General features: G+C 32.3%; 21 protein-coding genes and 1 tRNA gene. 16 read left to right on the top strand and 6 right to left on the bottom strand.

The genetic code is table 11. From position 1 onward, the window contains the following. The 3 genes from N4T77_RS19495 to N4T77_RS19485 all read right to left on the bottom strand — a co-directional run. Nucleotides 1-183 (bottom strand): manganese catalase family protein (locus tag N4T77_RS19495; RefSeq protein WP_261673532.1); only part of this gene is annotated, 183 nt, incomplete at its 3' end. A 3-nt stretch (nucleotides 184-186) separates the two neighbouring features. Beyond that, nucleotides 187-471 carry a spore coat protein CotJB gene (locus tag N4T77_RS19490; protein WP_261673531.1) on the bottom strand — a complete coding sequence of 95 codons (285 nt, stop codon included), beginning with the start codon at nucleotides 469-471 and terminating at the stop codon, nucleotides 187-189. A gap of 14 nt (nucleotides 472-485) precedes the next feature. Beyond that, nucleotides 486-728, bottom strand: a complete 243-nt coding sequence (locus tag N4T77_RS19485) for a spore coat associated protein CotJA (protein ID WP_261673530.1) — start codon at nucleotides 726-728, stop codon at nucleotides 486-488. Nucleotides 729-1041: 313 nt separating this feature from the next. Between N4T77_RS19485 and N4T77_RS19480 the strand changes: the two genes are divergently transcribed. After that, on the top strand, nucleotides 1042-1761 hold the full coding sequence (locus N4T77_RS19480) for a Crp/Fnr family transcriptional regulator (RefSeq protein WP_261673529.1): 720 nt from the start codon (nucleotides 1042-1044) through the stop codon (nucleotides 1759-1761). A 130-nt stretch (nucleotides 1762-1891) separates the two neighbouring features. On the opposite strand, the gene N4T77_RS19475 is transcribed toward N4T77_RS19480, so the two are convergent. Beyond that, nucleotides 1892-3124, bottom strand: coding sequence for an FprA family A-type flavoprotein (locus N4T77_RS19475; protein WP_261673528.1), 1233 nt, complete (start codon nucleotides 3122-3124; stop codon nucleotides 1892-1894). A gap of 202 nt (nucleotides 3125-3326) precedes the next feature. Here N4T77_RS19475 and ric point away from each other — a divergent pair, with 202 nt between their 5' ends. From ric to N4T77_RS19460, 3 genes are all read left to right on the top strand, one after another. Further along, nucleotides 3327-4043, top strand: coding sequence for an iron-sulfur cluster repair di-iron protein (ric, locus tag N4T77_RS19470; protein ID WP_261673527.1), 717 nt, complete (start codon nucleotides 3327-3329; stop codon nucleotides 4041-4043). 175 nt (nucleotides 4044-4218) lie between these two features. After that, nucleotides 4219-5937: a hydroxylamine reductase gene (hcp, locus tag N4T77_RS19465; protein WP_261673526.1), complete on the top strand. Its 1719-nt coding sequence runs from the start codon at nucleotides 4219-4221 to the stop codon at nucleotides 5935-5937. 223 nt (nucleotides 5938-6160) lie between these two features. After that, nucleotides 6161-6637: a spore coat protein gene (locus N4T77_RS19460; RefSeq protein ID WP_261673525.1), complete on the top strand. Its 477-nt coding sequence runs from the start codon at nucleotides 6161-6163 to the stop codon at nucleotides 6635-6637. 50 nt (nucleotides 6638-6687) lie between these two features. On the opposite strand, the gene N4T77_RS19455 is transcribed toward N4T77_RS19460, so the two are convergent. After that, nucleotides 6688-7539: an SDR family oxidoreductase gene (locus N4T77_RS19455; protein WP_261673534.1), complete on the bottom strand. Its 852-nt coding sequence runs from the start codon at nucleotides 7537-7539 to the stop codon at nucleotides 6688-6690. A 280-nt stretch (nucleotides 7540-7819) separates the two neighbouring features. Here N4T77_RS19455 and N4T77_RS19450 point away from each other — a divergent pair, with 280 nt between their 5' ends. The 9 genes from N4T77_RS19450 to N4T77_RS19410 all read left to right on the top strand — a co-directional run bounded on the left by N4T77_RS19450 (nucleotide 7820) and on the right by N4T77_RS19410 (nucleotide 16638). Continuing rightward, the gene (locus N4T77_RS19450; RefSeq protein WP_261673524.1) at nucleotides 7820-8230 is read left to right on the top strand and encodes a hypothetical protein; all 411 of its coding nucleotides are present in this window, start codon (nucleotides 7820-7822) and stop codon (nucleotides 8228-8230) included. Nucleotides 8231-8432: 202 nt separating this feature from the next. Continuing rightward, on the top strand, nucleotides 8433-9302 hold the full coding sequence (locus tag N4T77_RS19445) for a nucleoside hydrolase (RefSeq protein ID WP_261673523.1): 870 nt from the start codon (nucleotides 8433-8435) through the stop codon (nucleotides 9300-9302). A 167-nt stretch (nucleotides 9303-9469) separates the two neighbouring features. Further along, on the top strand, nucleotides 9470-10705 hold the full coding sequence (locus N4T77_RS19440) for an ABC transporter substrate-binding protein (protein WP_261673522.1): 1236 nt from the start codon (nucleotides 9470-9472) through the stop codon (nucleotides 10703-10705). Nucleotides 10706-10792: 87 nt separating this feature from the next. Further along, on the top strand, nucleotides 10793-11653 hold the full coding sequence (locus N4T77_RS19435; protein WP_261673521.1) for an ABC transporter permease: 861 nt from the start codon (nucleotides 10793-10795) through the stop codon (nucleotides 11651-11653). Nucleotides 11654-11662: 9 nt separating this feature from the next. Next, nucleotides 11663-12466: an ABC transporter permease gene (locus N4T77_RS19430; protein WP_261673520.1), complete on the top strand. Its 804-nt coding sequence runs from the start codon at nucleotides 11663-11665 to the stop codon at nucleotides 12464-12466. 10 nt (nucleotides 12467-12476) lie between these two features. Next, a complete protein-coding gene (locus N4T77_RS19425) occupies nucleotides 12477-13616 on the top strand; it encodes an ABC transporter ATP-binding protein (protein ID WP_261673519.1) in 1140 nt (379 codons plus the stop codon). A gap of 330 nt (nucleotides 13617-13946) precedes the next feature. Next, nucleotides 13947-14657: a YdjY domain-containing protein gene (locus N4T77_RS19420; protein WP_261673518.1), complete on the top strand. Its 711-nt coding sequence runs from the start codon at nucleotides 13947-13949 to the stop codon at nucleotides 14655-14657. 595 nt (nucleotides 14658-15252) lie between these two features. Continuing rightward, nucleotides 15253-15909: a TVP38/TMEM64 family protein gene (locus tag N4T77_RS20315; RefSeq protein WP_396125170.1), complete on the top strand. Its 657-nt coding sequence runs from the start codon at nucleotides 15253-15255 to the stop codon at nucleotides 15907-15909. Between the two features lie 60 nt (nucleotides 15910-15969). Continuing rightward, nucleotides 15970-16638 (top strand): TVP38/TMEM64 family protein, encoded by a 669-nt coding sequence (locus N4T77_RS19410; RefSeq protein ID WP_261673517.1) that lies wholly within the window; start codon nucleotides 15970-15972, stop codon nucleotides 16636-16638. A gap of 54 nt (nucleotides 16639-16692) precedes the next feature. Here the strand turns inward: N4T77_RS19410 and N4T77_RS19405 are convergent, their stop codons facing one another. Further along, entirely contained in the window at nucleotides 16693-17097 is a 405-nt protein-coding gene (locus N4T77_RS19405; RefSeq protein ID WP_261673516.1) for a DUF4418 family protein, read from the bottom strand. A 209-nt stretch (nucleotides 17098-17306) separates the two neighbouring features. Between N4T77_RS19405 and N4T77_RS19400 the strand changes: the two genes are divergently transcribed. The 3 genes from N4T77_RS19400 to N4T77_RS19390 all read left to right on the top strand — a co-directional run bounded on the left by N4T77_RS19400 (nucleotide 17307) and on the right by N4T77_RS19390 (nucleotide 19421). Then, nucleotides 17307-18485, top strand: coding sequence for an ABC transporter permease (locus tag N4T77_RS19400; protein WP_261673515.1), 1179 nt, complete (start codon nucleotides 17307-17309; stop codon nucleotides 18483-18485). After that, the gene (locus N4T77_RS19395) at nucleotides 18482-19132 is read left to right on the top strand and encodes an ABC transporter ATP-binding protein (protein ID WP_261673514.1); all 651 of its coding nucleotides are present in this window, start codon (nucleotides 18482-18484) and stop codon (nucleotides 19130-19132) included. Before N4T77_RS19400 ends, N4T77_RS19395 begins: the two co-directional genes overlap by 4 nt. 213 nt (nucleotides 19133-19345) lie before the next feature. After that, nucleotides 19346-19421, top strand: a tRNA-Met gene (locus N4T77_RS19390). Nucleotides 19422-19766 lie beyond the last annotated feature (345 nt).

The raw sequence follows: 19766 nt of genomic DNA, 5'->3' as shown, positions 1-19766 counted from the left end.
GATGTCGTTTAAAGTTGCAATAGCTTGAGGTGTAACCATAGTAAATCTTTGGCTAAGGTATCTTAAGGATGCTGCTAATTCTCCATCAGGTCCACCATATTGTGTTATAATTATTTTTGCCATAGCTGGATTAGGATTTTTAATTCTTACAGGGTATTGAAGAAATTTTTCATATGCCCACATATACTACATCTCCTCCTCATAAAGCTTGAAATTAGCTTCACATTCCCAAGGCCATGGTTCATTTATCCACTGCCATGGATAAGCACTGCAGGAACCATAGGATAAAGGTCCGAAGCATCTCTCATAATTTTCCCTAAGCATACGGGATTGCATTGCAAGAGAATTGTATTTTGCTAGAGCTTCACGATCATTAGGATGGGTATTAAGGTATAGATGGAGATCTACTAGAACAAAATTTACAGCAGTAATCTGTCTTAAAAGCTCTTTTTTACTCATTTCTTTATTCATAATAGCACCTCCTTCTAACATTTAACCACAGGTCTGCATTTTCTGTCTTTTCCCTCATAAGGACTGTAAAGCTCAGGGAAAGCAGTTCCATGTCTAAGTGCTTCAATAGGAGATAGAAGAGTACATAGTTTTTGATAAGGTACATATGCAGCTGCTAATCTAACATTTCTAATTACCAATTCTTGCGGAATACATTTACCCATTGACGGGCATTTACCTATATACATTTTAGATTTTACATTTTTGTCTTTAGCCATAGCTGAATTTATCCTCCTTAAAATGTTGCTTATACAATTACATCATATGAAGAATATTGTAAAGTTGTTACAGATACATTAAACTTCTATCATAAAATATATTTATTCTTAGTATATTTGTAGGTTGAAGTATAGTATATAACCATGAAGTTTTAATTTGAAAAAATTAGATATTACACTAATATGATAAATTTTATGTTTTTGTTATGAAATATTTGTGAAGGGCTAAAATTTTATATTATAATAGTATAAAATAAGAATCTGATGGTATTTTCAAGTCGTACTGAAATATAGGAAAGGTGATTTAGATAATATGTCGAAAGCTATAAGTATTAATTGTGGATGTGAGAAGTGTACAGGTAAATATTGTGCAAAAAAGGTATCTATATTTTCAACGCTGCAGGATGAACAGTTAAAAGAAATTGCTGATATGGTAATTCATAGAAAATACAAAAAAGGACAAACGATATTTTTTGAAGGAGATATTTCAGATAAGCTTTATATAGTAAATAGAGGGAAAGTTAAAATATTTAGATACACAAAGGAAGGCAAGGAACAGATATTGTATATCTTATCTGATGGAGATTTTATTGGGGAGCTGAGCCTTCTAAAGAAAGGTAAGCTAGAGTTTAATGGAGAAGCTTTGGAAGATACTGCTATATGTATGTTAACCAAAGAGGATTTTGATAGGATATTAGGGGATAATCCTAACATAACATTAAAGATATTAGAAGTAGTTCATGATAGAGTTGTTAATCTTGAGCATCTTGTAGAAAGACTAAGTACTAAGGATGTAGAATCAAGAGTTATCGGGGTACTTTTAAGTTTGGCAGGAGATTTTGGAAAGGAAGTTAATGGTACAGTGGAATTGGAGCTGCCTTTAAGCAGGGAGGAAATAGGAAACTATTCAGGTCTTACTAGGGAAACAGTAAGTAGAACCTTAACTTCCATGCAGGAAGAAGGAACAATAGAGCTTATAGGTAATAAAAAGATTATTATAAAAGATATTGAGTACTTAAAAACTACAGTATAAAAATATAAGTTTTTTAAATAGAGAAAGTACATAGGTTTCCATAAACCTATGTACTTTCTCATATTATAATATTTATAATAAAACAATTTTACTATATTATACAGTGACTACAAGGGTTACTTTCACAAGATTATTTAGTTAGTATTAATTCCCCTATGGCCATTGCTGCATTGATAGCCATATCTTTTGTTTCTTCATTATCATAGTAATTTACCTTTAGCGGTAGCTTAATATCATTAGCACCGGTAGCTTTTACTACATAGGAAGTATCAACTAAAGTCATTTTACTTTCCTTAATGTAATCATTTATTATTTCTACAGCCTCTCCACTCCAGCCAAAGGAACCAAAGGCTGAACCAAGCTTATTTGATAAATCTAGAGCTACTAGTTCTTTTAGAACTTCTTCCAGGTTACCTATCATATCTCCATATTTTGTAGAGCTGCCTATAAGTATTGCATTGGCTTCTAGGGCTGCTTTTTTAATATCCTCTATATTAGCATTTTTCACATTAAAGATATCCGTTGTGATGCCAAGGTTTTTGAAGCCATCAGCAAGATCTTTGGCTATTTTACCTGTATTCCCTGTCATAGAGCTAAATAATATTAATGCTTGTTTATCTTTTGCATCAGGATTAATTTTACTTAACTCATCATAAATTTTAATATATTTATTTACATCACTTCTCAATATAAATCCATGAGAAGGGGCAATCATTTGAATATCTAAGTCTTTTACTTTATCTAACATATCTCTTACATAAGATCTATGTGGTCCCATGATAAGTTTATAGTAAACTGTAAAGTCCTCTGTGATATCTTCCTTTGCCAAATCATCAAAAAGCTCATAGTTTGCAATGTGGGTACTGAATATATCACAAGGGTAAAGAATTTTATCCTCTACGCAGTAAGTAATCATAGTTTCTTCTGTATGAAGATACGGTGTTTCAAAGAACTTAAGTGTCTTACCACCAATATCTAGGGAATCCCCATCTTTAATTATTAAGTAGTTTCTACTGTGAAGCTTAAACATTCCGTTTAAAAACTCTCTTCCTTTTTCTGTAGTTACTATAGTTGCATTTTTTGCTTTATTTAATAATGCTGGTAATGCTCCAGCATGATCTGGCTCTACATGGTTAATTACTACATAATGAATTTTGTCTAGGTCAATAATTTGTTGAAGATTCTTAACAAATTCTCCGCCATACATTATATCAACAGTATCTATTATAGTAGGTTTTTCTGTATCTAATAAGTAAGAATTATAAGTTGTTCCCTTTTCTAATATTAATCTATGAAAAGGCACCTTTCTATCATCTACTTTACCAACCCAATAAGTTTTTTCTGCTATTTTATTGTTTATCATAATTAATCTCTCCTTCGTGTTTTGTTTAACTTTATGGCCTAATTATATCTTTTTAAAATCCTATTAGCAGTGATTAGAATCAATTTGAAATTTGATTGTAATCACAGAATTAAAAAAGACAATTAGGTATAATTGAGTCATCAAGTAAAACAATAATATTGAAAATTGATATAAACTATAAAAAATTTTGGAGGTATAAGAAATGAGTAAATTTACATTTAAAAGTTCAGATAGCGTAGGGCATATTGCAGCAAATTTTCCTAAATCCATGGATATATTTAAAGAATATAATATTGATTTCTGTTGTGGCGGAGATACACCTTTAATAGAGGAAATAAAAGAACATAATTTAAATGAAGAGGAAATTATGAGTAAACTAGAGGAAGCTTATAACAAAGCTGTGAGTATGGGAATTGAAGAAGTTGATTTCAATAATCTATCTTATAGTGATTTAATAGATCATATAGTTAATGTTCATCATGCATATCTGCAAAGGGAACTGCCTAAGATAGGAGAATTAACAGCTAAGATACTTAGGGTGCACGGTGGAGGTCATAGTGAACTAGCAGAAGTGCATAGGTTATTCTCCAGTCTAAGAATGGAATTAGAGCAGCATACAATTAAAGAAGAAACTAGTGAATTTCCAATGATTAAAGAATATGAAAAAACTCACTCTAAGGAGTTATTAGATAAAATAGTTAAATCCATAAAAGGTTTAGAAGAAGAACATGAAGGGGCAGGAGATATTCTAAAAGCACTTAGAAGAGTAACAAAGGGCTTTAAAGTACCTGAAGATGGCTGCAACACCTATAGACTAACTTATGATAAGCTAAAGGAATTAGAATCAGAAACATTTGTTCATATTCATCTAGAAAATAATATTCTTTTTCCAAGGGTAGTGAAAGAAAATAATAATTAATTTTAAAAAAACATATAATCCGTAACCCTTGTTACGGATTTAAGTTGAGTAATCTAGTAAGATATAAGTGTGGACAGGAGATAATACAAAATCCACAAGATAAATGAAGATAAGAATTAATTTGGTCAATAAGTAAAATTAATATAATAAAGTTGTTAAATGGAGGGTTATTTAAATGAGTATGTTTTGTTACCAATGTCAAGAAGCTGCAGGCGGTAAAGGTTGTACAATAAAAGGCGTTTGTGGAAAGACTGAAGATTTAGCAAAAGCACAAGATTTATTAATATATGTACTAAAAGGTATATCAGTATACAGCACAAGAGCTAGAGAGCTAGGTGTGGTTAATAAAGAAGTAGACAAGTTTGTAATGGAAGGTCTTTTTGCTACTATAACAAATGCAAACTTTGATAGAAATGTATTTATAGAGAGAATTAAAAAGGGCTTACAATTAAGAGAAGAAGTTAAACAACAGTATATAAAAGCTGGCGGAAATGCTGGTGAGTCAAAGGAAAATACTTCATGGCTTAAGAGAATATTAGGTCTTGGTGGAGTTAAAAAAGAAGAAGATTTAAAATTACCAGAAGCAGCTACTTGGTTTGCTGATAATGTAAATGAATTTGATGTAAAGGCAGCAAAAGTTGGTGTACTAGCTACAGAAAACGAGGATGTAAGATCTTTAAGAGAACTTATAACTTACGGATTAAAAGGACTAGCTGCATACGTGAAGCATGCTAACCACTTAAACTACAATGATGAAAAAATTCATGGCTTTATGCAAAAGGCATTAGCTGCAACTTTAGATGACAGCTTAACAGCAGATGATTTAGTAGCTTTAGCTTTAGAAGCTGGTAAGTTTGGAGTTGACGGTATGGCATTACTTGATAAGGCTAATACTGAAACTTATGGTCATCCGGAAATAACAAAAGTAAATATTGGTGTTAGAAATAACCCTGGTATATTAATAAGTGGACACGATCTAAAGGATATGGAATGGTTACTAGAGCAAACTGAAGGAACTGGAGTAGATGTATATACTCACAGTGAGATGCTTCCAGCTAACTACTATCCAGCATTTAAGAAATATAAGCACTTTGCAGGAAACTACGGAAATGCTTGGTGGTTACAAGATAAAGAGTTTGAAAGCTTCAATGGACCAATACTTATGACTACAAATTGTATTGTACCTCCAAAGGCTTCTTATAAAGACAGAATGTACACAACTGGTGTAACAGGAGTTCCAGGAGTTAAGCATATAGCAGATGGAAAGAATGGACAACCTAAAGATTTCTCAGCTATTATAGAGCATGCTAAGAAGTGCAAGGCACCAAAGGAAATTGAAAAGGGAGAAATAGTTGGAGGATTTGCACATAACCAAGTTTTAGCTTTAGCTGATAAAGTAGTTGAAGCAGTTAAAACTGGAGCTATAAAGAGATTCTTTGTTATGGCTGGTTGTGATGGAAGAATGAAGAGCAGAAACTACTATACAGATTTTGCGAAGGCTATTCCACAAGACACAGTAATTCTTACAGCAGGTTGTGCAAAATACAAATACAATAAGCTTGATTTAGGAGATATTGGAGGAATTCCAAGAGTACTAGATGCAGGACAATGTAACGACTCTTACTCATTAGTTGTTATAGCTCTTAAGTTAAAAGAAGTATTTGGTTTAGACGATGTTAATAAACTTCCTATATCATACAATATAGCTTGGTATGAGCAAAAGGCTGTTATAGTATTGTTATCATTACTTCACTTAGGAGTAAAGAATATTCACTTAGGACCAACTCTACCAGCATTCTTATCCCCTAATGTAGCTAAGGTTCTTGTAGAGAACTTTGGAATCGGTGGAATAACAAATGTTGATGATGATATAAAGATGTTTATGGGTCAATAATTTAAATAATTATATTTATGCTAATCCCGTCAATCCTTATTATAAATAAAAGCAAAACTCTATTCAGAAATGGATAGGGTTTTGTTTTTATTTAATCTAGGATTTGTATAAAATCAAAATTAATATATGCATCCATTTCTATAATATAAGAAAAGATAAATTTTGAAAAATGTGGTATACAAAATTTGACTTTACACACAATAGGAATGGAGGTGTTTTAATTATGCAAATAAACTTAACACAAAAGGAAAGAACATTATTGGAGGATCAAAAGAGTCATGAGCAACTTTGTGTAGATAAGTATTCTAGTTATGCAAGCCAGGCTCAAGACCAGCAATTAAAACAATTATTCACTAACCATGCATCAATAGAGCAGCAGCACTTAAATACTATTAATCAATTGTTAAGTGGTCAGGTTCCACAGATGAATTCACAACAGAGTGGCAATCAAAATCAACAACAAAGTATGAGCAGTGGAAATACAGGGGCTGTAGGTATGAAGGGAGTTTCTGATGCAGAGCTTTGTCAGGATATGCTAATGACAGAAAAGTATGTTTCAGGAGCTTATAACACAGCTATTTTTGAGTTTAAAGACACTGAAGTACGTGATGTTTTAAATCATCTACAAAAAGAAGAACAAAAGCATGGAGAGGCAATATTTAAGTACATGGAAAGCAAAGGTATGTATAAAGTTCAATAGAAATACATAGTTAAAAGGTAGAAGTTTTTTGCTTCTACCTTTTAAAATTTTTAAGATTCTACCATAGCTCCGCCGTTAACATGAAGAATTTGTCCAGATACATAAGTTGAATCATTTGAAGCCAAATAAACATAGGTAGGAGCTAATTCAACAGGCTGACCAGCTCTTTTCATAGGCACCTCTAAGCCAAAGGTAGCTACCTTATCTGCCGAAAAGCTAGATGGAATAAGTGGTGTCCAGATAGGACCTGGGGCTACCCCATTTACTCTAATACCTTTTGACTCTAAGGAGAGAGAAAGAGAACGAGTGAAGGTAACAATAGCACCTTTGGTTGAAGAATAATCAATTAATTCTTTATTTCCATTATAGGCAGTTATAGAAGCAGTATTAATTATACTGTCCCCTCTTTTCAAATAAGGGAGTGCAGCTTTTGTCACATAAAACAAAGGAAATATATTAGTGCGGAAGGTTGTTTCCAGCTGTTCTGAAGAAATATCTTCAAGACTCTTTTGTGGATACTGTACTGCTGCATTGTTTACTAAAACATTTAGCTTTCCAAAGGTTTCAACAGTCATGTCTACAATTTTTTTGCAAAAGCTCTCTTCTTTTAAATCTCCAGCCATTAATAAACATCTTCTACCTTCATTTTCTATTAAAGCTTTAGTTGTTTCTGCATCTCGATGTTCGTCATAATATGCAATGGCAATATCTGCTCCTTCCTTTGCAAAGGCAAGAGAAACAGCTCTTCCAATGCCACTATCACCACCGGTGATTAATACTACCTTGTTTTTAAGTTTTCCACTACCTTTATATTTTGGATTGTTAAATATTGGAGGTGGACACATTAAGTATTCTAGACCAGGCTGTTTAGACTGATGCTGTGGAGGAAAGGTTATAGGCATAGGCTTACAGTTTATAAGATAGCCATAGTATGGGTAATAGAATTTATACAATGTGAATTCTCCTAAAAATTAATTACATATATATTATATGCAATGTAGACATATATTGTAACTTAAAGAAAGTAAATAGCATTTTACAAAAATATTCTTAATTCGACTTGAGTTATCATGTAGAATTAGTATAATAAAGGTATATAGATAAATTTATGCAAAATTATAGGGGAATCAGATAAATTTATATCAAATTTTAGACTTTTATGTATAAGGGAGGAACAATATTATGTCAAAAGTAAGCAAACAATTTGAAAAATGTTCATTTACATTAGAAACAAAGGCAGGTCAAAAAAGAGTATACGAAATGATACAAGGATTATGGACAGATAAGGAATATGCAGAGTATGCAAATGCTTACAAAAACAATCTTTCTAGTGAAGTAGGAAGAATGGGTAAATGGATTAAGATGTGTGATATGAGTAAATATCAGATGTCAAGTGTTGTGGAAGCAGTTAATGATCATATAGCTTGGGCTGCTAACAATGGTTTGCAAGCTAGTATAGTTGTAGTAGATAAGATTATAGTTAAAATGCAGATGCAGCGTTCATCAAAGGATGGAGGTAAGGATTTAATACCACAATACTATGTTTCTTCTATGGAAGAAGCAGAAGCAAAGGCTAAAGAATTAGGATATTAGGAAAGAAACATAATTATTGAACTCTACAAAGAAACATAATTATTGAACTCTACAAGGTAGGTTAAATCAATATATATGCCTCTAGGAAGACTAAGTTTATTGAAAAAGTCTATAAAGTAGTAAATTATAACCTTGTAGTATAAAATAAAAACTACAAGGTTATTTTATACTGTTGATAACTAGTTAGAAATGAGGGAATAATGTGAAAAAAGTAATATATGATTGTGACAACACAATGGGAATGCCTGATAGAGATGTAGATGATGGATTGGCATTGTTATACCTTATAGGAAGAGAGAACATACAACTTCAAGGGGTAACAACAACCTATGGCAATAGTTCTCTTGAAGAGGTTTTTAAAAATACAGAGAATATGTTTAAGGAACTCAATATAAAAGGAGTACCTTTAATTAAGGGGGCTAACTCATCAGAAAACAGACAAAGTGAAGCAGCTGAATTCCTGGCTAAGGAAGCTGCTAAAAATCCGGGAGAGATTACATTATTAGCAACGGGAGCACTTACAAATTTATATGGAGCATATGAATTAGATAATAATTTTTTTAATAACTTAAAACATATAGTTCTTATGGGAGGAATAACAGAACCTCTTATAATAAATGGGGTAAATTTAGATGAACTGAATTTTTCATGTGACCCTTTTGCTACCTACAAAGTTCTAAACTCAGGTTGTGATATAACTATATTAACGGGACATACCTGTCTTCAAGGATTTTTTGGAGAAGAACAGTTAAATAGATTGAAATCGAAAAAGAAACATTTTATATGTGATTATATAAGAAGAAATATAGAGCCGTGGTACGTCTTCGTTGAAAAGAACTTTGGAGTTTGGGGATTCTATAACTGGGACATTGTATCAGCAGTATATATTACCAATCCAGAGCTTTTTGAAGATAACTATAAATTCATAATCTCTACTGAAGAAGATTTAAGAAAAGGTTACCTTAAAATAAGCAGTGATAATGTTGATAGTTTGAAACAAAATATTCCTACTAACATAAAAGATGTTGATAAGTTTAAAGAAATTATATTTAATGCCTGGGAAACACTATAGTTTAGCACTGTATAGGTAATATATATGAGGTTTACTATAAACAAAACTAATAGTTAAAATATAATCTATAAATTTTATTTATACAGAACTATACATAAAATTTTATATGATATAATATTATGGATTTTGACAAAATTCCTTTAAAAAATAGTGTTGGGGGGAAAAAAATGAGGAGAATATTAGCTTTAATTATAGTGTTTGTGCTAGCTTTAGGTTCCTTCGGATGTTCAAATAAAAAGGACAGCAGTACGGATACTGTAACAAATAAGGATTGGGAAACAGTATTAAAAGAAGCTAAAGGAACTACCGTTAACTTTTATGGTTGGGGTGGCAGTGAGACTACAAATAAATGGATCGATGAGTATTTAGCAAAGGCAGTAAAAGAACAATATGACATAACACTTAAGAGAGTTCCAATGAATATCGAGGATATACTAAGCAAGCTGCTTGCAGATAAGCAAGGTCATAATGAAAAAGGAACTATTGATGTAGTTTGGATTAATGGTGAAAACTTTTACACAGCAAAACAAGCAGGATTACTTTTTGGACCTTTTGCAGAAAAGCTTCCTAACTTTAGTAAGTACATAGACAAAGATTCAATAGAAGTAAAATCTGATTTTGGATATCCTGTAGAAGGTTACGAAGTACCTTATGGAAAAGCACAATTTGTAATGATACATAATAGCAATAAGGTATCAGAAACTCCTTCAAATACAGAAGAATTATTAAAGTTCGTAAAAGCTAACCCAGGGAAATTTACATACCCTGCACCACCTGATTTTACTGGAAGTGCTTTTGTAAGAAACGTTATATATGATGTTGTTGGGTATGATAAGATAGCTAATGTTAAAGCAGACGAGGAATCAGTTAAGCAAGTAATCCAACCAGCAATGGATTATTTAAAGCAATTAAAACCTTATCTATGGAATAGTGGAAAAACTTATCCAGCTACAATAGCTCAATTAGATAATATGTATGCAGATAATCAGTTATTAATGAGTATGTCTTATAATCCAAATTCAATACCAGCTAAGATAAAAAGCGGTGAATATCCAAAAGGAACAGCAAGTTTTATCTTTGACAAGGGAACTGTAGGAAACACTCATTTCTTAGCAGTACCATTTAACTCTACTAATAAATCAGGAGCAATGGCAGTTATTAATGCAATAATTAGTGTTGAAGGACAGGTGTCAAAGTATAATCCAGAAGGCTGGGGAGACTTACCTGTCTTAGATAACAGTAAGTTGACCGCGGAAGAAAAGAAGAAGTTTGAAGAAATTAAGCTTGGAGAAGGGGTAATATCACAGGAAGAGCTTTTAAAGCATAGAGTGCCAGAATTACCTGCACAATTAGTACCTATCATAGAAAAAATCTGGTCAGAGCAAGTACCAGGAGATAAATAATAAGACTTATAATGATTAGCTAAAAATTGGGTGGGTAAATGGGCTCACCTAATTTTCTTTATAAATATTAAAATGAGAGGGTAGATAATGAAAAAAGAGATTAGGATATATATATTTCTTTTTCCAGCGGCATTTGTTTTATTAGGAATATTAACATCAGGAATAGTCACTGCTTTATCGCAAAGTTTAGGTTATATACCAATAATAGGACTTAAGGAGGTAACTTTTAAATACTATGCTTCTATAATTAGGGACAAAAGCTTTTTAGAATCTTTGAGCTTTAGCTTAAAGGTCTCCTTATTTTCATCAATAACAGCGATTATAATTGGAGTGCTGTTAGCTTATTCTATGCTTATTAACAAACATAGAAAATCTATAGAAAGAATAGTATATACACTTCCTATAATAGTTCCTCATATGATTGCTGCTTTTTTAATGTTTAATATTTTATCTCAAAGCGGATTGCTGCCTAGGATCTTATATTATTTTGGAATAATAAAAGAACAATCAGATTTTCCAAGTCTTATCTTTGATAAATATGGAGTAGGCATTATAATAACTTATCTTTGGAAGGAAATACCCTTTGTGGCTATGGTGGTATATACCTTCATAAGTAACATAAATACAAATCTTGAGAATGTGGCTGTGAATCTGGGAGCTAGCAGGAGACAATTTTTCTGGTATGTTATACTTCCTTTATCGTGGCCTTCAATTATATCTTCTTTCATTATTATATTTGCATTTTCCTTTGGAGCTTTTGAGGTTCCTTATTTACTAGGACCAACTACGCCTAAAACATTACCGGTAAAGGCCTTTATAGAATATTCAAATCCTGATATTTTTAATAGACCTTATGCAATGGCATTGAATATTGTTCTTATCTTTATTTCTGTGGTAATGGTATGGATTTACGATAAAACCTTAAGTTTGATTTGTAGAAATGTATAGGTGAAATATATGAAAAAGAATGTTTTATTTAAATTTATTATTTATTTAGCTGCCTTTTTTATTTTGTTACCATTAATAGTTTTACTTTTATGGTGTATTGCTAAAAGGTGGCCTTGGCCATCTATTCTTCCAACAGAATATAATTTAAGGGCGTTAAGTTACTTTTTTATGAAAAGTAACAATTCTATTATGGTACTTTTATATAGCATTTGGCTGTCCCTTGTGGTTACTGTAGTGACTTTGTTAATAAGTCTGCCAGCTGCTAGAGTTCTGGGACTATATCAATTTAAAGGAAAGGGTTTCTTTAAGTTACTTGTGCTTTTACCACTTATTATTTCGCCAGTAGCAGTAGGAATTGGCATTCAAGTATTTTTTATAAAGATTAGGCTTGCAAATACCTTTCTAGGAGTAGTATTGGTGCATTTAATCCCTTGTCTACCTTATGCTATAAGGATACTTACCAACGTCTTCGAAATCTTAGGCGAATCCATGGAGTTTCAGGCAAGGACACTGGGGGCAAGCAGAGTTCAAACCTTCCTTTATGTAACATTACCTTTAATATCACCTGGTTTGATATCAGCAGCTTCTTTAGTATTTATAGTATCTTTCAGTCAGTATTTTTTAACCTTCATAGTAGGCGGAGGAAATGTGGTAACCCTTTCAATGGTTATGTTTCCTTTTATTCAAAGCGGAGACAGAATGATAGCATCCTGTTATAGTGTTATATTTATTCTATCTACTTTAGTGCTTTTAGGCATAATGGAGAAAAAAGTTAAGAATTATTATTCAATAGAAAACCATTTTTATATTTAGGAGAGAGGATATGACTAAATTACAGGTAAAAAATTTAAATAAGAGCTTTAATGGCACAAGGATATTAAATAATGTAGGTTTTTCCATAGATGACGGTGAAATAATATCTCTCTTAGGGGAATCGGGATGTGGAAAAAGCACTACATTAAAAACCATTGCTGGGCTTATTCATCCAGATAGTGGAGATATAATTTTAGACGGAGCTTCTATTTTGAATATACCAGCAGAAAAGCGAAAGATAGTAATTGTGTTTCAGGAACATCTCCTATTTCCACATCTTAATATAGAAGACAACATTGGTTTTGGCCTTAAGATGGCTGGGGTAAGGAAGAGAATTAAAGAAAGTAAAGTTTCTGAGATAATAGGTTTACTAAAACTTCAGGGACTGGAAAAAAGATATCCTAGCGAACTATCAGGAGGACAAAAGCAGAGAGTTGCATTAGGCAGGGCTTTAGCTATTGAACCGAAAGTTCTTTTATTAGATGAACCCTTTTCAAGCCTAGATATAAGACTAAGAGAGGAAATGAGAGAGCTAGTTCTAGATATACAGAAGAACTTTAAAATAACAACTATTTTAGTCACACATGATAAAGAAGAAGCTTTAATGATGTCAGACAAAATTGCAGTAATGATTGGAGGAACTATAGCTCAGTTTGATAAGCCTGAAAGCATTTATAAAAAACCAGTAAGTCCTTTAGTTGCAGACTTCTTTGGAGAAAAAAATTACATAGAAGGTTCAGTTAAAAATGGAGTATTTAACTGTAACTTTGGAAGTTTTGAAGTGGAGCCTTATCTTCAAGGAAACGGGAAAATGATGATAAGACCAGAGGAAATAGGGATTTTATCTAAAGTCCAGGATTTTAGTATAAGTGATATTAGAAAACAGGAAGTATCTTTAGAATTAGAAACTAATGGAGAATCAGAGAAACTTATGGAGGATAAGGCTTATTCTAAGGGAGAAAGTATCTGTAGGGTAAATGCCATTGTGAAAAAGAGAAGATATTTAGGAGACAAAGTCTATTATAGTGTAGAAGCGGAAGAAAAAGAATTAAAAGTAATATCCAATGAACAGATTAATTTTACTGTTGGAGAAAAAGTAAGTTTAATTGTAGACTTTTCCAAGGGAATATTTTATCAATTAAATAAATAAAACAGAAAAGTGGGCTAGATTTATACAAATCTAGCCTTTAGTATATTTAAGGGAATACCATATAGGATATTCTTCCTAAGGAAGTTTATGTAGTGTTTTTTGTGATGTTATGGTTTAAAAGCTTTGAATTATAAGGATATATTTCATAATTATGGAGATGATAAATTTTAGTTATAGTTGGACAAGTATCTATAACTTTTTTGTATTTGTAAAGGAACTGATTGTCTCTTAAAATTAAGTGGGATTAACTTATGAGGGGATAAGTTATCAAGAATTTACTGAGTATGTTTTTAATATTTAATATTATATTTTATCAGGGAGGAATGGGTAATGAATTTTAAGAAAAAAGCAATTATTGCAGCAGTATTATGTGTGAGTGTTATGGGATTTGCTGGATGCAGCTCTAAAAATAGTGGAGGAGACTCAACTACTTCCCAAAAACAAGAAGAGAAAGCTAAAGCTAAAGCGCCTGATGAGGTAGGTGGCGTATCACTAAAAAATCCTATAAAAGTTGATAAAGAAGCTGGTACTGTAACTGTGCTTAGTCAAGTAAATGGTAAGTACTTTACAGAGGCAACTCGTCACGCTTCAGTATTTAAGGACGGAACAAATGGAGCTAAGTCTGTATTTACTGCATATGCAGATCCAGCAGCATTCTATAATGCACTTGTAGAGATAGGAGCTAAGCCAGGAAATAATATGACTCCTGATAATGCCACAACTACTAAAGTTGAAGGTACAGCACTTGATCTAAAGGTTACTTGGAATGGTGCTGGTAAGAACTATGATGTAAACGAAGTTATTAAAGATAGCAATGGAAGTAAAATTGCCTTCAAATTTGGAGGAAATTTAGACAGAGCTAAAGCTAAGAATACTGGATGTTTATCTTGTCTTGACAGTTGCCCAGTTGGTATAATATCTAACACTGCTTACTCTTATGGTGCAGTAGAAAAAACTAAAGAAGTTAAATTTACTGGAAACAAAGATATACTTCCAGAAGACGGAACTTATGTAGCTACAGTATACTCAATTGCCAAATAGTTTAGCTTTATGTTTTAAATTCGTATGGTTTGCCATACAGAATAATTTAGGAGGGTAATTGATGAGAAAACTAAGATTGCTGTTTTACTATACTACTACAGGTATAGCACTAGGCTTTCTTATAAGTATGTTACTGTTTTTTAGCGTAGCATATGAAATGATGATAGGACTAGGGTTAGTAATGTATATTTTTACAGCCTTTGGACTTATGATTGGTATTTCTAAGAAAAGACTAGACTGGAAGTACTCATTTTATATCATTGAATCCTTAGCTATAGTGATAGCTTTATTTACAGGAAGACTACAACAATTTCTTTATATTACAAAAGAAACACTATTACTTACAAATCCTATATCACAGATAAGACCTGTTTTCATTGTATTTGCAATAATAGTAAATCTAGTAGACTTATATATTATCCTTACTGTTAAGAAGTATCAGAAGGAATATACTAAGGAAGAAAGAAAAGCTTTAAAAGAAAAAGAACTAAAACTAAAAGACTTAAGAGAAGAACTAGATGAGGAACAAATTGCAAAAGTTAAGAAAAATAGAAGAATCGGAAGAATAATTGCAATTGCTTCCATAGCAATCTTTATGCTTTGCTACTTTACCATCCCTTCTCTTCATAATGGCTTAAATAAAGCCTTTGCTACAATATCTAAGCTAGATACAGCAGTAGTAATTGATTATTTGAGATCATATGGTAAATTAGCTATCGTAGTATCATTTACTCTTATGGTTCTTCAATCAATTGCTGCACCAATTCCAGCTTTTCTAATTACACTTTCAAATGCAGCTATATTTGGATGGTGGCAGGGGGCAATACTGTCCTGGTCATCTGCTATGGTAGGGGCTGCACTATGCTTCTTTATAGCAAGAGTACTTGGTAGAGACGCCGTTGAAAAGCTTACTAGCAAAGGTGCAATGGAAAGTATAGATGTTTTCTTCGAAAGATACGGAAAGTTTGCGATATTAATCTGTAGACTTTTACCATTCGTTTCCTTTGACTTTGTAAGTTATGCAGCAGGTCTTACTAATATGAGATTTTGGGCATTCTTCATAGCAACAGGTTTAGGTCAATTACCAGCGACAATTGTGTACTCATATGTTGGAGGAACACTTACAGGTGGAGCTCAGAAACTGTTTGTTGGGTTATTAACACTATTTGCTTTATCAATAGTAATAGGTATAGCAAAGAAAGTATATAACGATAAGCAAAAAGCTATAAAAGAAGAAGAAATAATTGAATAATAAAATAGAGCCTGATGTAATATGCATCAGGCTTGTATTTTAAGAAAGGATGTAGAATATATGTCAAAAAGATTAAAACAGGTTCTTATTATTGTATTGATAATAGCCTTTTTTCTAATCTACAAGGCCTTCTTATCGGATGTAACTGCACAATCGATTCGTGATTGGATAACTGGATTTGGAACACTAGCACCGATTGCATATATTCTTGTATGGGCTCTACTGCCAGTGTTTTTCTTTCCAGTTCCTATATTGGCATTAGCGGGAGGGCTTTCCTTTGGCCTTTGGACAGGAACACTATACACTTTGATTGGTGCAGTACTTAATAGTTCTTTGATGTTTTGGCTGGCTAAAGTATTGGCAAGGGATATGGTAAATAAGTATCTTGAAGAGAAGATGCCAAAAAAGTGGTGGGATAGATTTATGAGAGCAGAAGGAAAAGAAAGCTTTTTAATTGTATTTATATGCAGGCTAATACCAGCAATGCCCTACAATGTAATTAACTATGCATCTGGACTCACTAATATCCCTTTTAGCAAATACACTACTGCTACAATTATAGGGATTTTACCAGGGACAGTAATATTTTTAAATGTAGGGGATAAGATATTAGATATGCACTCGCCGCAGTTTATAATTTCTATAGTACTAGTAATACTACTTACTTTAGGATCAGTATTGTTAGGGAAGACGGTGGCTAAAAAGAAAGAAAATGTAATGGAGAATTAATAAATACACCTACAAAAAAATAGCACACTTTTTTCAGCGTGTGCTATTTTTTGTTTATAAAATTTTAGTATCTTTATCTTTTAAAAAGAAGGTTGTACATCCACTGAGTATAAGCAGTATGCTTATTCCTTTTATCCACGCTGCTGTCAAGTGACAATCCATTGGTTTCATACAAACACCAATACTAAGTGGTGTGTCCATTGGTACTAGGAAAAGCAATATGCCAATTATAATGAAAGTGATTGGAAGATAGGTCTTTCTGTAATATAACTCTAACGCTAGTACTATAACTGCAACTGCAATTACCATAGCAGCTATACTTGTGTAGTGGCACCTCATAGGCATTTTTTTGCCACTTTGGAGCACAACACTGCCGGTACATACAGGGTTTATAAATTTAACAGAAATTAATAATAATACTCCTAAAAAAGCGTTAAAAATGTTGGTGTACTTTTTCATTTTATTTCTCCTTATCCTTAGATTCAAATAGATTATAACATAATAGATACTGTAGTTCTTATTAATAATATGAATATACTTTTTAAGATAAATAGAAATTACTTATAGAATATGAATTGAGCTTGATTATAAAGAATAATAGATTGAATGATATATTGAGTTTTGGGAGGTGCGATATGAATATAAATAAGCTAGGTTTTTATAACGTTTTGAGGAGGAGAAACAAGGCTATACTAACGAGCCTACTTTCTGCAATAACGATTTGCGTTTTTGTAATAATATTTTCTCTATATTTTTCTTCAAACAAGGCTGTTGAAATAAGCTCTGATAGAATGGGGGCTGACATTGTAATTTTGCCTAATGATGCAAAAGTAGATGCAAAGGAGTTAATGTATACAGGTTCCCCGGTGATGGGCTTTATGAATAAAAAAGTTCTGGATGAGATACCAAAGGACAATATTGAACAATATACTACTCAGTTTTTTCTAAGAACTCTAACTGAGTACGGATGTTGCACATTTGGAGAATCCTATAGAGTACTGGGAATAGACTATGATTCAGACTTTCTTGTAAAGCCATGGTTGGATAAGAACAACATAAAGGAGCTCAAAGACAATGAAGTTATCTTAGGAAATAACGTAATGCCGGATGCAGAGAAAACTATAGAAATTATGGCACAGGAATTTAAGCTTGCAGGAACTTTAATGCCTACTGGAACTACGCTGGACAATACGATTATAATGAACATGAATGAGACTATTAGATTATCCAATACGTTTTTTGATGAGGATGCAGGAGATTATTTTCTTAAGCAAAAGCCTGAAGAACTTATCTCGGCTGTAATGATTAAGGTAAAGGATGGCAAAAATGTTGACGATGTCGTAACGGAGATTAAAAAGTCAAAGATAGATGCACAGGTGATATCCTTAGATGCTGACAAGAAAGAGCTTAAAGAAGGGATTGGAAAAGTATCTAAAATACTTTCTATATTTGGTGGTGCTACACTTTTAATTACAATAATATCTCTATTCGGAATATTTAACGCTATGTCTCAGCAAAGAGAAAAAGAAATAGGCTATCTAAGAGCCATGGGGGTTACTAAATCAGAACTCACAAAAATGTATATGATAGAGGTTATGTTAATTATAGTGTTTGGTGGAACAATAGGAAGTATATCAGGTGTTTTATTAACTGGCACAATGCACAATATGATAAACGAAATAGTATTAATGCCCCAAGGTTCATTTACAATCCTAGATAGGATAATACCTGGCTTTGTGGGAATAGGAATATCGATTATAATAGGGATTGTAGTTTCTATTATACCTATTGTTAAAATTAATAAAAATGAACCAAAGGATGCATTTAGTTCTGGAGGTGTGAGATGAGTTCATTAATGGAAATAAAAAATGTAGTAAAAGAATACAAAGATATGGAGGATATCTTTGCGGTAAAGGATGTGTCTATAAATATAAATGCAGGTGAATTCATTTTAATTAATGGAGAGTCAGGCGCTGGAAAATCAACTCTTTTGTATATAATGGGATTGATGATAAGTCCAGATGAAGGAGAGGTATATTATAACGGAGAACTTATAGACCTAGCTAATGAAAGAATTTTAAACGAATATAGAAGAAGGAATATGGGATTTGTATTTCAAGAGACACAGCTGGTGGAAGCTTTGACTATATATGAAAATCTTTCTCTAATGAAGCAAATAAACTCTAGTGATTTAGATGTAGAAACTCTTTTGCATGAATTTGGACTTGAGAGATTAAAGGACAAGCTACCAAATACATTAAGTGGAGGTCAAAGGAGAAGAGCCATGATATTAATGGCTATAATTAAAAGTCCCGAAATTATATTTCTTGATGAACCTACTAACGATTTAGATGAGAAATGGTCAGAGAGAGTTTTAAATAATCTAAAGGAATTAAGTAATACAGGCATAGCGATTGTTATGGTAAGTCATGATGAACAATGCAGAAAGTATGCAGATAGAGTATTGCATATGAAGTCTGGTATGATAAGTTAAAAAAACAAAGGAAGCTAGAAAATTATTAAAGTCAACTAAGTCTAGCGTGTCAATACTAGGGATTAGGTAAAATAGATAGTAAACCATAGAATGAAACAGGTGAGCTGTGCTAAGGTGCAAATCACCTGAGGTTATTTAATATTAAAGGTGATAAGATATTCCTTGTCGCTTGGTGAGTGACAAATAAGAATAAACGATTGAGCAATATAATATCGCGGGGTGGAGCAGTTGGCAGCTCGTTGGGCTCATAACCCAAAGGTCGTAGGTTCAAGTCCTGCCCCCGCAACCAAAAAACATTGACAATAAACTTTGTGTGTGATATTATTTACAAGCTAGTCAGCAACACCACATAATGATGTGTAATTTACAATATTAAATTAGAATAAATTACTAGTTGATAAGTTTAAGAAAACATGATATGATATACAAACAGTCGAGTTAAGTCGACATGATCCTTGAAAATTAAACAGAGTTGAAAAGTTATTAACTTTTCACAGATGAATATATGAACTAATATAATTAGTAAGTAGATTTATCTGATATAGAAAATAAACCAGCAATTCTTTAATGAGTCTTCTCAATGAATTGAGAAGTAAGCGACTATCACAAAATCATAGATTTTGGATATCTGCTC

The sequence above is a fragment of the Clostridium sp. CX1 genome (assembly GCF_025398335.1).
GTDB classification, from domain to species: domain Bacteria; phylum Bacillota; class Clostridia; order Clostridiales; family Clostridiaceae; genus Clostridium_AM; species Clostridium_AM tanneri.
Note: the sequence above shows the minus strand (reverse complement) of the source record. Positions and strands in the feature narration are given on the sequence as shown.